This is a genomic window from Brevibacillus soli (assembly GCF_044759095.2).
Taxonomy (GTDB): Bacteria; Bacillota; Bacilli; order Brevibacillales; family Brevibacillaceae; genus JBIYSM02.
The window spans coordinates 34,737-47,601 of the sequence record NZ_JBIYSM020000020.1; the positions used below are offsets into that span (position 1 = coordinate 34,737).

Annotated in this window: 14 protein-coding genes and 1 pseudogene; 13 read left to right on the forward strand and 2 right to left on the reverse strand. The window is 54.0% G+C overall.

The window, feature by feature from the left end:
- Positions 1–84: 84 nt before the first annotated feature.
- Positions 85–1,215, reverse strand: a complete 1,131-nt coding sequence (locus ACE99V_RS10165; protein WP_400490967.1) for a M20 family metallopeptidase — start codon at positions 1,213–1,215, stop codon at positions 85–87.
- A gap of 202 nt (positions 1,216–1,417) precedes the next feature.
- Here ACE99V_RS10165 and ACE99V_RS10170 point away from each other — a divergent pair, with 202 nt between their 5' ends.
- The 6 genes from ACE99V_RS10170 (at position 1,418) to spoVM (ending at position 4,862) form a co-directional block, all read left to right on the forward strand.
- A complete protein-coding gene (locus ACE99V_RS10170; protein WP_400490968.1) occupies positions 1,418–2,233 on the forward strand; it encodes a transporter substrate-binding domain-containing protein in 816 nt (271 codons plus the stop codon).
- 37 nt (positions 2,234–2,270) lie between these two features.
- Positions 2,271–2,930 (forward strand): amino acid ABC transporter permease, encoded by a 660-nt coding sequence (locus ACE99V_RS10175; protein ID WP_400490969.1) that lies wholly within the window; start codon positions 2,271–2,273, stop codon positions 2,928–2,930.
- Positions 2,923–3,645 (forward strand): amino acid ABC transporter ATP-binding protein, encoded by a 723-nt coding sequence (locus tag ACE99V_RS10180; protein ID WP_400490970.1) that lies wholly within the window; start codon positions 2,923–2,925, stop codon positions 3,643–3,645. Before ACE99V_RS10175 ends, ACE99V_RS10180 begins: the two co-directional genes overlap by 8 nt.
- Positions 3,646–3,851: 206 nt before the next feature.
- Entirely contained in the window at positions 3,852–4,412 is a 561-nt protein-coding gene (gene thiT / locus ACE99V_RS10185) for an energy-coupled thiamine transporter ThiT (protein ID WP_400490971.1), read from the forward strand.
- A gap of 168 nt (positions 4,413–4,580) precedes the next feature.
- A complete protein-coding gene (locus tag ACE99V_RS10190) occupies positions 4,581–4,757 on the forward strand; it encodes a hypothetical protein (protein WP_400490972.1) in 177 nt (58 codons plus the stop codon).
- A gap of 21 nt (positions 4,758–4,778) precedes the next feature.
- Positions 4,779–4,862: a stage V sporulation protein SpoVM gene (gene spoVM / locus ACE99V_RS10195; RefSeq protein WP_035286689.1), complete on the forward strand. Its 84-nt coding sequence runs from the start codon at positions 4,779–4,781 to the stop codon at positions 4,860–4,862.
- 79 nt (positions 4,863–4,941) lie between these two features.
- On the opposite strand, the gene rpmB is transcribed toward spoVM, so the two are convergent.
- A complete protein-coding gene (rpmB, locus tag ACE99V_RS10200; RefSeq protein WP_005831020.1) occupies positions 4,942–5,130 on the reverse strand; it encodes a 50S ribosomal protein L28 in 189 nt (62 codons plus the stop codon).
- A gap of 304 nt (positions 5,131–5,434) precedes the next feature.
- Between rpmB and ACE99V_RS10205 the strand changes: the two genes are divergently transcribed.
- The 7 genes and pseudogenes from ACE99V_RS10205 to recG all read left to right on the forward strand — a co-directional run bounded on the left by ACE99V_RS10205 (position 5,435) and on the right by recG (position 12,687).
- Positions 5,435–5,800, forward strand: a complete 366-nt coding sequence (locus tag ACE99V_RS10205) for an Asp23/Gls24 family envelope stress response protein (protein ID WP_400490973.1) — start codon at positions 5,435–5,437, stop codon at positions 5,798–5,800.
- Positions 5,801–5,813: 13 nt separating this feature from the next.
- Positions 5,814–7,523: a DAK2 domain-containing protein gene (locus ACE99V_RS10210; protein WP_400490974.1), complete on the forward strand. Its 1,710-nt coding sequence runs from the start codon at positions 5,814–5,816 to the stop codon at positions 7,521–7,523.
- A gap of 14 nt (positions 7,524–7,537) precedes the next feature.
- Positions 7,538–8,395 carry a DegV family protein gene (locus ACE99V_RS10215; protein WP_400490975.1) on the forward strand — a complete coding sequence of 286 codons (858 nt, stop codon included), beginning with the start codon at positions 7,538–7,540 and terminating at the stop codon, positions 8,393–8,395.
- A 309-nt stretch (positions 8,396–8,704) separates the two neighbouring features.
- A pseudogene (locus ACE99V_RS10220) lies at positions 8,705–8,947 on the forward strand (hypothetical protein); the annotation flags it as partial.
- Between the two features lie 97 nt (positions 8,948–9,044).
- A complete protein-coding gene (gene sdaAB / locus ACE99V_RS10225; RefSeq protein WP_400490976.1) occupies positions 9,045–9,710 on the forward strand; it encodes an L-serine ammonia-lyase, iron-sulfur-dependent subunit beta in 666 nt (221 codons plus the stop codon).
- Positions 9,711–9,746: 36 nt separating this feature from the next.
- On the forward strand, positions 9,747–10,631 hold the full coding sequence (sdaAA, locus tag ACE99V_RS10230; protein ID WP_400490977.1) for an L-serine ammonia-lyase, iron-sulfur-dependent, subunit alpha: 885 nt from the start codon (positions 9,747–9,749) through the stop codon (positions 10,629–10,631).
- Position 10,632: 1 nt separating this feature from the next.
- A complete protein-coding gene (gene recG / locus ACE99V_RS10235) occupies positions 10,633–12,687 on the forward strand; it encodes an ATP-dependent DNA helicase RecG (RefSeq protein ID WP_400490978.1) in 2,055 nt (684 codons plus the stop codon).
- The last annotated feature ends 178 nt before the right edge of the window (positions 12,688–12,865 follow it).

A 12,865-nucleotide genomic window follows, 5' to 3' on the forward strand; every position in this document is an offset into this window, starting at 1 on the left:
GGTGAACTTTACCCGCGCTTTTCTATTTCAGTTGTTACGGTTTGTCAAACGACACGACCGTCCCGCGATCTGGTCGTGGACCGATCACAACGTCGTCAGCATGCGAACCAGCAGCGCAATACGGCCCGGAATATGATCGATCACAACGTGTTCATGCGGGGCGTGGGCACCGTCACCGACCGGCCCCAAACCATCCAGAGTGGGCGTGCCGGCGGCTGCGGCGAAGTTGCCGTCACTCGTTCCGCCCACGCCGATTTCCTTCAGTTCGATGCCTTCCAGGTGGGCCTGTTCACGGGCATGCAGGAAAAGCCGCTCCGTTCCTTGTGACCGTTCCATCGGCGGTTTGGTGATCCCGCCCTCCACAACCAGCACAGCCCCGGGCAGGACAGGCGTCAAACGATGCATCAGGTTGGTAATTCGTTCGGCTTCGCTTGCTTTTGTGATCCTTACGTCAATCTCAGCTTCGGCCTGTTCGGGAATGACGTTGGAGACGCTCCCCCCTTTGATGGTTCCGACCGAGAGCGTTGTACCCGCTTCGTAGTCCGTCCACGATTGGATGGCCAGGACGTGGCGGGCCAGCTCCTCGATGGCGTTGATCCCGCGGGCATGGTCGTTGCCGGCGTGGGCGGAACGTCCTTTTACCTTCAGGACGAACTCGCCCCCGCCTTTGCGGCTGGTTTTCAGGTAGCCGTCGCCGTAGGATGGTTCCAGGACCAGCGCTGCCGCGCTCTTTCTGGCTTCCGCCATAATCAGCTCTTTGGAAGCGTGACTGCCGGTCTCTTCGTCTGTGTTCCAGAAGAAGACCAGCTTCTTACCGAGCGGAAGCTTTTCCTGAATGATCGCCTGCAGGGCAAAATAGCTGAACACGATGCCGGATTTCATGTCGTAGGTCCCCGGGCCGTACGCCTTGCCGTCTTCGATGCGCCAAGGCTCCGAGGTCAAGGTGCCGATCTCCTTTACTGTGTCAAAGTGGCCGAGGATAAGAATCTGTTCTTCGCCCTCCCCGTACTCCACCCGCAACGGATTCCCGTACTCTCTCTGAGTGATTTCCTCCACCCTGCATCCGAGCGCGAGAAAGCGTTTTTTGATATACGCACCAAGTCTGTCTACCGCCTGTTTGTTGTGGGTGGGAGACTCCATTTCGACGTAGGTGCGAAGTTCTTCCAAAATGGCCTCCAGCTGATTGCGGAAATATTGCGTCCAATTTGTTGTCATAGGTTACCTCCTGCGTTGTTTTCTACCTGTACTTTACCGTTCTTACAAGACTGATGCCAAGCAAAAATCTAGAAATAAAATAATGTTGAATTTTAGTGTAAAATGATTAAAATATACAATGTGCTGTATGTTTATGAATCAACGAACGTTCATAGAATACTTGCTCTTAACGACACACTACACTTTTTGGGAGGTACCTTTCATGAAAAAATTCAAAACGATCATGACGATGGCGGTGACGTCCTTGTTCACTGTCGCTGTTCTGGCAGGGTGCGGCGGCGGACAAGGCGGTGCCGATCAACAGCAGCCGGCTCAAGGCCAGCAACCGACTGCAGAAAAGAAAAAACTGATTCTGGCAACCTCGGCTGACTATCCGCCGTACGAGTACCACGATACATCCAGCGGCAAGGACGAGATTGTCGGGTTTGACATTGACATCGCCAACTACATCGCCAACGAGCTTGGTTTTGAGTTCGAAGTCAAGGACATGGACTTTAACGGTCTGCTGCCGGCGCTTCAAGCGGGCCGCGCCGATTTCGTGATGGCGGGCATGACGCCGAAGCCGGAACGTCTGCAGAACGCTGACTTCTCCGTCATCTACTATGATGCCAAAAATTCCATCGTAGCGAAAAAGGGCAGCAACCTGACCAAATGGGAAGATCTCGCTGGCAAAAAAGTTGCCGTGCAGCTCGGCTCCATTCAAGAAGGCGATGCGAAAGAAATGGCAAAAACGGTACAGGGCATGGAAATCAAATCCCTGAACAAGATCGGTGAAATCATTCAGGAGCTGAAATCCGGCCGCGTCGACGCCGCGATCATCGAAGACACTGTGGCAAAAGGCTACACCCAATCCAATCCGGATATCGAATTCAACACCATTCCAAGCGAAGGTCCTTCCGGTTCTGCTGTTGCGTTCCCGAAAGGCTCCAAGTACGTGGAAGACTTCAACAAAGTGATCAAAAAAATGCAGGAAAACGGCGAACTGGAGAAACTGGTCAAGAAGTGGTTTGAGAAATAAGTACAAATACATCCTGATTTGAGGTGCGAGTAAGGGCATGACTTTGGATTTCTCACAAATCGTGCCCTCTATCCCCTATATTCTCGGCGGGATATTGGACACGCTAAAATTTACGCTGCTTTCTGCATTTTTTGGCTTTATTTGGGGGACGATTCTTTCCCTTTTCAAAATCTCGAACATCAAACCGCTCAAGTGGTTTGCGGTGGTGTATACGTCCATCTTCCGCGGTACGCCGTTGATTTTGCAGCTGACGCTGATCTACTTTTCCGTCCCGCAGCTGACCGGCTACGACATCAGTGCGCTGGCAGCGGGGGTATTGGCTTTCGGTCTGAACTCTGCTGCGTACATCTCCGAGACGATTCGCGGGGGGATTCTGGCAGTGGACAAGGGACAGCGGGAAGCAGCGATCGCGCTTGGCGTACCGTACCGCCGGATGATGCTGGACATCATCTTCCCGCAGGCGCTGAAAAACATCCTGCCAGCGCTGGTTAATGAGAGCATTGCGCTGTTGAAAGAATCCGCCCTCGTCTCCGTGATCGGTGTAACGGACATTCTTCGCCGCGCCAATATCGTCGCAGCCGAGAAGTTCATCTACTTTGAACCGCTCCTTTTTGCCGGCCTCATCTATTACGTCATGGTGATGAGCTTGACATGGGGGGCGCGCGGCTTCGAAAGGAGATTGAGACGCAGTGATTAAAGTAGAAAACTTGTACAAATCGTTTGGCAAGCTGGACGTCCTGAAGGATATTTCCACAGAAATCGACCGCGGCGACGTTGTGGCCATCATCGGTCCGTCCGGCTCGGGCAAATCCACCTTTTTACGCTGCATGAACCTGCTGGAAGTCCCGACCAAAGGGAAAATTATCATCAACGGACAGGACATTACCGATCCAAAGGCGGATGTAGCGAAAATCCGGCAGAACATCGGGATGGTGTTTCAGCATTTTCATCTGTTCCCGCATATGACCGTGCTGCAAAACCTGACCTACGCGCCGATGAAGGTAAAGGGCCTGAGCAAAGAGGCGGCGGAGAAAAAGGGGAAGGACCTGCTGGCGCGCGTCGGCCTGTCCGACAAGGCGGACGTCTACCCGTCCCGGCTGTCCGGCGGCCAGAAGCAGCGTGTGGCGATCGCCCGCTCACTGGCTATGGAGCCGGAAATCATGCTGTTTGACGAACCGACGTCCGCGCTTGACCCGGAGATGGTCAAAGAGGTACTCGAAGTTATGAAAGACCTCGCCCATACCGGGATGACCATGGCGATCGTCACCCACGAGATGGGCTTTGCCCGAGAGGTGGCGGATCGCATCTGCTTCCTGGACGGCGGTCGTCTGGTGGAGGAAGCCCCGCCGCAAGAATTTTTCAGCAATCCGAAGAGCGAGCGGGCCAAGCAGTTTTTGGAAAAGATGCTGTAAGCAGTGAAAAAAGCTGGTAGCTGTGCAGAAAAGATGAATTTCTAAAATTGGACATCCCATACAGTCGCTAGAAAAGTGTTCGGGGCCCCGCCCGGCGAAGCGTTAGCTAATGCCGGGTGGGTTTTCTTAGTATGTAAGCAATCTTTACACGTGGAAAAAAGTAGCGTACAATCAGAGCCGGAAGTCTATTCAAGGAGGAATCATCCATGCCGAATCAGCGTCTGCTCGTCATGATGGAGATCGCCGTCATGGCCGCAATCGGATATGTGTTTAGTCTGGTAAAAGTATTTGAAATGCCGCAGGGAGGCTCGATCTCACTGGTGATGGTGCCGATCGCCTTGATTGCGGTTCGCCGGGGCGTCATGGCGGGTGTATTGACGGGGTTGATCGTCGGGGAGTTGAATCACCTGATCGGCGGCTACGTGGTCCATCCGGTACAGCTGCTGCTTGACTACCCGCTGGCTTTCGCCGCTCTGGGTTTGGCGGGGATGGTCCGCCTTTCCGGCTACGGCAGCCAGTCGAGCCGAATCCTGGCGCTGTGGAGCAGCTTGTTCGTGGGCGTCGTGGGCCGTTTTGTCTGCCATTTTGTTTCGGGGATCGTCTGGTTTGGTGAATATGCGCCGGAGGGGACACCGGTTGCCCTGTATTCGTTCCTGTACAACATCACGTACCTCCTGCCGGAAATGATCATCGCCGGGATCGTGCTTACCGTCATACTGACCAGCGCTCCGCAGCTGTTGTTCCCGAACCGCAGCCGTACGGCGTAATTAATATAGAAGGAACAAAATCGGGCCATGGTGCATATCATAGTCAGGTAGCATACTCGCTGCCTGATTTTTTTTCATTCTTCGACATGCCGGACACATGTTTGACCCTCGACGGAATATGATGTAATATCCACGTTCGGAAAACGCCTTGAGGAGGTGCGACATGAAATGGGACTTCGCTCCTTTCGCCTGCGACAGGGGGTCGCCGTAAAACGAATTCTCGGTGTTGCATCAGCTGTCGGTGGAATCACCATTCTCGTGTATACGGCACCTCCGTGGGTATGGTATAGCCTGTTGGCAATTGGACTCATGGGGGCTGGTTGGTATCTGTTTCATGTCAAGTAATTCCGGTAAGGAGGGGTCACAATGCGATTCTACACCATCAAGCTGCCGAAATTTCTGGGTGGCATGATTCGCGCCGTGATTGAGGCATTTAATCGGAAGAAGTGAAGCAATACCCGATGGACTTCATAGAAAAAAGCAAAAAAGCACCTCGCGGGTGCTTTTTTTCGCTTTTTTCTGGGAACAATTATACGCGAGTCACGAGACCGGACTTCAGTGCTCGAGTGCTCACATATACGCGCTTCGGCTTACCATTTACAAGAATGCGCACTTTTTGAACGTTAACACCCCAGGTACGGCGAGTAGCGCGCATGGAGTGGGAGCGAGCGTTTCCAGCTTTAGCAGATTTGCCAGTTACAAAGCAGCGACGTGCCATTGACATCCACCTCCCTTGTTGCATCTAAAACGGGATACCCTGTGAGGGGCAATAACAAACACTTGCTTATAGTAGCATACCACCCTGTCAATTGCAATACTTGACGATCAAGAATTAGGCAGCTCGCAGGGAATTCCCGGTCAGATTCGACAAAACGCTTCAAATCTAGTAAGGGTTAGTGTAGAATTGTGAGAAGCATGGTTATATATGCCTAGAAACCCCCACCCGCTATAGCTGATGCTGTCCGGTGGGGTCCGTAATGCAGCAAAACGGCCAGGCCGTTTGAAAAAGGAGGAGTCCTTGCATGGCAGTGGAAATGAGCACACCTCTGGGTAAGATCGACGTTACAGAAGAAGTGATTGCGCGGATTGCCGGTGGCGCCGCAATGGAAGTGTTCGGACTGGTCGGCATGGCTTCGCGAAAGGCGTTAAAAGATGGAATTGCCGAGCTCTTGGGGCGAGATAATCTGAGTAAGGGTGTGGTCGTTCATAACCAAAACGGGGAAGTCACCCTTGACATGCACATTATCGTGAGTTATGGGGTGAAAATTTCCGAGGTTGCCGGCAACGTGCAGCGCCGCGTCCGTTACACCGTCGAACAAATGGTTGGCATTGACATATCTGCTGTAAACATCTTTGTGCAGGGAGTCCGCACAGACAGGGAAACGTAAGGAGGAACATCAGTTGGTACATACGCGTCTGGATGGCGTGCTGTTTAGCCAGATGGTTTACTTGGGCGCCAGTCAATTATCAAACAACGTAAAAGTTGTGGATGCACTTAACGTGTTTCCCGTACCGGATGGGGATACGGGAACAAACATGAACCTGACGCTCACGTCCGGGGTAGAAGAGCTTGCCCGTAAAGAGTCTCCGCTCATTGGCGATTCGGCCGGTGCGCTGGCAAAAGGTCTGTTGATGGGAGCGCGCGGCAATTCCGGCGTTATTCTGTCTCAGCTGTTCCGCGGTTTCAGCAAGGCCGTCAGCGGCAAGGACGTGATCAACTCCCGCCAATTTGCCGAAGCATTGAAAGCAGGAGTGGATTCCGCCTATCAGGCAGTGATGAAACCGGTGGAGGGGACCATATTAACGGTGGCCCGTGAAGCGGCTGAAATGGCAGTGCGCATCTCCCGCACGACCGATGACATCACGCTGGTCATGGAAAAAACCTATGAGCAGGCAAAAGCTGCCCTGCTGCGGACACCGGAAATGCTTCCGGTCTTAAAGGAAGTAGGGGTCGTCGATTCAGGCGGCCAAGGGCTCCTGTTCATCTACGAGGGCTTTTTGCGGGCACTGCGCGGTGAAACCGTTCTGGAGCTGGGGAATCAGCCGAAGCCGTCTGTCGCCAGCATGGACCTGGACCAAATGGTGCATGAGCAGCACAATGCCCAGGTACATATGAAAACAGAAGACATTCAATACGGGTATTGTACCGAGTTTATGGTCTGGTTAACCCATAGCACGGAGCCGAACAAGAAAGCGTTTTCGGAAGCCGTATTCCGGAATCACCTTGACACGATGGGCGATTCCCTGCTGGTTGTCTCTGACGACGAAATCGTCAAGGTACACATTCATGCGGAAAATCCCGGTCACGTGCTGCAGTATGCCCAGCAGTTCGGCAGCCTGCACCGCATCAAGATTGAAAACATGCGCGAACAGCACGCCAACATCCTGAAGGAAGAAGAGCGGAAAGCCCATGCGGCTCACGCTGCAGAAAAGACCGAAGCGCAGGCGGAACCCCTGCCGTACGGATTGATCGCTGTGGCCGCCGGCAGCGGCATTGCCGAGATTTTCCGCAGTCTGGGTGTTCACGTGGTGGTCGAGGGTGGCCAGACGATGAACCCGAGCACGGAAGACTTCCTGAAAGCAATGGAAGGACTGAATGCGGAAAAAATCATCATCCTGCCGAACAACAGCAACATCGTGATGGCGGCTCAGCAGGCTGCCGCGCTGGCAGACAAGCCTGTTGCGGTCATTCCGAGCAAGAGCATCCCTCAGGGTATGGCCGCTCTGATCGCATTCAACGCAGGCGCTGATCTGGAAGCGAACAAGGAGAACATGTCTGAAGCTCTCGCTCATGTGAAGACCGGTCTGGTGACCACCTCCGTCCGCGACACGAAAATGGGCGATGTGGAGATCAAGCAGGGGGATTATATCGGCATTGCCGAGAAAGAGATCGTCACGGCCGGCCCGGATATGATGGAGAGTGCCAAAGCGCTGCTGCGCAATCTGGTTGAGGATGAAACGGGGATCGTCACGATCTTTTACGGTGAAGACGTCAGCGAGGAACAAGGCGAAACGCTCCAGGCCATGCTCGCCGACGAGTATCCGGATGTGGAAGTGGAACTCCACGCCGGCGGTCAACCGCTGTATCCGTTCATCTTCTCCGTGGAATAGAGAGGAGTGCACATATGCCACCAATCGTAATACTTACTGACAGCGCATCGGATATCGATTCCTCGCTTCGTCAATCGTTGGGAATCATCTCAGTTCCGCTCAAGGTTACATTTGGAGGGGAGACGTTTGTGGACGGCGTTACGCTGACCTCCTCCGCTTTTTTTGAAAAGCTGAAGCAATCCGACATCATGCCGACCACTTCCCAACCGTCGCCGCTTGACTTTGTGGAAGCGTATAAACTGATCATCGAGAAGTACGGAAAAGACGTACAGATCATCGCGGTTTTACTGGCGGGCGTGCTTTCGGGCACCTATCAGTCCGCCGTCATCGCCAAGTCGATGATGGAAGAAAACGTCGATATTACGGTCATTGACTCGCGAAAAGCCTCTTTCGTTCACGGCCTGATCTGTGTGGAGGCGGCGCAGGCAATCAAGGAAGGCAAGACCAAGCAGCAGGTTCTCGACATGATCGACCGTTATCTGGACGAGGTACAAGTGTACTTCATCGTGGATACACTGGAGTACCTGCAAAAGGGAGGCCGGATCGGGAAAGCGTCCGCAGTGATCGGTTCCCTGCTGAATATCAAACCGATTCTCACCCTCGATCCGGTGGGAACCGTCTCTGCTTTTGACAAGGTTCGCGGCACGAAAAAAGCATTGGCCCGTGTCATGGAAGCGTTGAAGGAGTATGCGCAGGGTCAGCCGGTGAAAGTGGCGGTGCTCCACGGCGCGGCGCCCGATGAAGCAGCTGCTCTGCTCGACCAGGTGAAACAGGAGTTCCAGGTAGCGGAATCATATGTGCAGGAAATTGGGCCTGTCATCGGTACCCACGTCGGTCCCGGATTGCTTGGCGTCGTGATGGTAAAAGCATAGGTTCGTTTGGAAAAAGACGCAAACTGAACGGTAACGGGTTCCATTTGGAGTGCAAAGCCTCAAAATGGAACCCGTTTTTCAATATTCATTCTGAGTTAACAAATAAACAATAACGATATGAGGGGTTTATCGTCCAGTATCTTGCTGCTGGACTTTTTTCTATTTTCAAGTGTAGCGCTTTCAATAGCGGTAGGATACAATGGGAGTGGATTCACGCAGGTGAAGCTGGAGGGCGAACAAAGCGAAATATCAGCCCAGACCACAAAACAGGCCGTCAAAGACGCATGTGACGCCTATAAAAAAATGTGCAAATCTGCTGCCGTAAGAAGGACGGAGAAACGCTTGCGCAGGTTGCAGCGCAAAGTTTCCCGCAAATACGAAATGAACAGGGAGGGAAACCGTTTCGTCAAGACGTGCAACATTGCAAAAGTTGAAAAGTCCATTCGTTTGCTTCATCGGAGACTGACGAGTATCCGCAAATTGTGTTCATGTTGCGGACAGATCAAGAAAGATTGGCAACTGTCTGAGCGCATCTATGGATGTGAGTGCGGATTGAAGAGTGTTATTCCAAACGTGAGTAGCTACGGCAAAAGCGGAAGCAAACAAGACTTGTGCAGACTTGTACAATTTCTTGGCAACGGAGAAACGTGTGAAATACAAAAGCGTTTTTGACATCATTGGTCCTGTCATGGTGGGACCATCCAGTTCCCATACAGCGGGCGCAGCCCGTATCGGCCGGGTGGCGAGAATGATGTTCGGCCGCCAACCCAAAAAAGCGGAGATTACTTTTTACGGCTCATTTGCGAAAACCTATAAAGGACACGGTTCAGATGTGGCGACCGTGGCCGGCATTCTCGATTTTGACACGTTCGACCTGCGATTGAAAGATTCGCTGCAGATTGCGAAGGACTTGGGTATAAAAGTGGAATTGCGGACTTCTGAAGTACTGACGGAACATCCCAACACCTCCCGTATCGTATTGTCCGACGAGGAGAAGCAGACAGAGGTGGTAGGTGTCTCGATCGGCGGAGGCAAAATCGAGGTCATTGAAATAAACGGATTCGCTTTCCAGCTCGGCTTTGACACGCCCACCCTGTTGGTCCTGCACGAAGACCGTTTCGGAATGATTGCCGGGGTGGCCAAGGTGCTTACCCAGCACCGCATCAATGTGGGGCACATGGAGGTGTCCCGACACACCCGCGGTTCTCGGGCCTTGATGGCCATTGAGACGGATTCCGCAGTGTCGCCGCAGGTTTTGGAGGAAATCAGGCAGATTCCGGGCATCCTGGAGGTATCCTTGCTCTCGCTACAATAGTCGCAATTACGTAAGGAGAGGAGATGAAACAACAGCATGTTTCGTAACGTTGCCGAACTTGTCGAACTGGCTGAGTCGCAAGGAAAGAAAATCTCACAGGTGATGATTGAGGCGGAGATGGAAGTGTCTCAGCGTACCCGTGAAGCGATCATGACCGATATGTACAACAATCTGGACGTAATGGAAAAGGCCGTTCAGCGCGGGCTGACGGAGGATATCCGTTCACACAGCGGCCTTACCGGCGGCGACGCCAAAAAGCTGCAGGAATACATGAAAACCAAGCCGTTTCTGTCCGGACCGACGCTGTTGAACGCAGTGAGCATGTCGATTGCGGTCAACGAGGTGAACGCGGCGATGGGCACGATTGTCGCAACCCCTACGGCCGGTGCCTGCGGGATTGTCCCAGGCACGCTGTTTGCCGTCTCGGAAAAGCTGAATCCGACCCGGGAAGAGATGGTCAACTACCTGTTCACGGCAGGGGCGATCGGCTTCTGCATCGCGAACAACGCCTTTATTTCGGGTGCAGCCGGCGGTTGTCAGGCGGAAGTGGGATCGGCTACCGCGATGGCGGCAGCGGCGATTGTGGAAATGGCCGGCGGTACGCCTGAGCAGTCAGCCCAAGCGGTAGCCATTGCACTGAAAAACATGCTGGGTTTGGTGTGCGACCCCGTGGCCGGATTGGTGGAGGTTCCGTGCGTGAAGCGCAACGCCATGGGTGCGGCGATTGCAACGGTGGCGGCTGACATGGCGCTGGCTGGCATCAAGAGCGTGGTGCCGACCGATGAGGTGATCGACGCCATGTACCGGATTGGCTGCACCATGCCTACCGCGTTGAAGGAGACCGCCCAGGGCGGGCTGGCTGCTACGCAAACGGGCCGTCAGATTGAGGCCAAAATCTTTGGCGTGAGGTTGGAAAAATAAGATGCACGATATTTATCAAGCTCCCGTTTCGCTGCTTCACGGGGTAGGCGAAGAACGGGCGAAAGCGTTGGCCGGGATCGGCATCGAGACGATCGGCGATTTGCTGGAGTACTTCCCGACTCGCTATGAGGATTACCGTGTGCGCGATTTGACGGAAGTAAAAGACGGCGAGAGGGTCACGTTGGCAGGAACGGTCTACGGCGAGCCCTCCGTTCGTTTTTACGGCAAGCGAAAATCAAGAATCTCCGTCCGGTTGGTGATAGACAAGGTCGTTGTCACGGCAGTCTGGTTCAACCAGACGTTTGTAAAAAGCCGGCTTTCGCCCGGAAAGGAGATACTGGTTACGGGCAAGTGGGACAGGCACAAGCTGCAAATAACGGTCAGCGAAATGACGGAAGTCGATTCAGATCGCGCCCGAAAGCGGGGGGAGCTCGCTCCCATCTATCCGTTGGGCGGCGACGTGACCCACGCCTTTTTGCGTAAAACGATCCAGCAGGCATTGAGCCATTTCGGAGAAAAGATTCCCGAGATCCTGCCTGCCGACATTGTCAGCCGCTATCGGTTAATGCCGCGTGCACAGGCAATCTACGGCATCCACTTCCCGGAGAGCGCGGAGGAGGGCAGACAGGCCCGGCGGCGGATCATGTTTGAAGAGCTGTTTTTATTCCAGCTGAAAATGCAGGCTCTGCGGCGGATTACCCGTCAGCAAACCGAGGGGATGGCGCAGTCCATCCCGATGGAAGAGGTACGTCAATTTGTCAAATCCTTGCCGTTTCCGCTCACGGACGCCCAGAAGCGGGTGGTCAAGGAAGTTCTCGACGACATGCGTGCCCCTTATGCAATGAACCGGCTGCTGCAGGGAGACGTCGGTTCGGGAAAAACGGTGGTAGCTGCCATCGCCCTGTACGCTACGGTAAAAGCAGGCTTCCAGGGAGCGCTGATGGTACCGACTGAAATTCTTGCCGAGCAGCACCTTCAATCCCTAATGGGACTGCTTTCGCCCTACGGTATCCATGTGGCGCTTTTGTCCGGTTCACTGACAGCCAAACGGCGCAGGGAGGTGATCTCTGCCTTGCAGATGGGGCTGGTTGATGTAGTGGTGGGTACCCACGCACTGATTCAGGAGGATGTATTTTTCCGCCAGCTCGGCCTGGTGATTACCGACGAACAGCACCGCTTTGGCGTGGAGCAGCGACGAATCCTGCGAAACAAAGGACTGGCGCCGGACGTTTTGTTCATGACCGCGACCCCCATTCCTCGGACGTTGGCCATCGCGGCGTTTGGGGACATGGACGTGTCTACAATCGACCAGATGCCGGCCGGCCGCAAGCCGATCGAGACGAGCTGGAGAAAGCACGAGCAATTTCATCAGGTGCTCGAGCAAATGCGCGTGGAACTCAAAAAAGGGCGGCAGGCGTACGTCATTTGTCCGCTGATTGAAGAGTCGGACAAGCTGGACGTGCAAAACGCCATTGACGTACACGCCCAACTGTCCCACTATTTCCCTGAGTACGGAATCGGGCTGATGCATGGACGGCTCCCGGCCAAGGAAAAGGATGCGGTCATGCAGGCGTTTCTTTCCGGAGAGTACGCTGTGCTGGTCTCCACGACGGTGGTCGAGGTGGGAGTAAACGTCCCCAACGCCACTTTTATGATTGTGTACGACGCCGAACGATTTGGACTGGCTCAGCTGCACCAGCTGCGCGGGCGGGTAGGCCGCGGGTCGGAGCAGTCGTACTGTGTGCTGATTGCCGATCCCAAGACGGAGATCGGCAAGGAGCGGATGCGCGTGATGTGCGAAACGACGGACGGTTTTGAGCTCTCCCAGCGCGATTTGGAGCTGCGCGGGCCAGGTGACTTTTTCGGCACCAAGCAAAGCGGGCTGCCTGAATTTAAAGTCGCTGACTTGCTCAGTGATTACAAAGCGCTGGAGGTCGCCCGTCAGGAGTCGGCACGACTGGTGGCGGAATCCAGTTTTTGGGAGGAAGAGGAGTACAGCCATTTGCGCGAATACTTAAAGCGCGAAGGAGTACTGGATGGCATCGTATTTGACTAAAAAGTCCACTTCGTGTGGATATTGAGCTTGTTGACAAACACCGGTAACGAGAAGAAGCACGTTTCCAGGCGGAGCGACTAGCGAAGCCCAACCTAGCGGAGCGGACAGTCTACACTTCTTTGCAGGGCGTAGACCGGAGCGCAGAATGGAAACATGCTTCTTCCACTACAGCCACTTT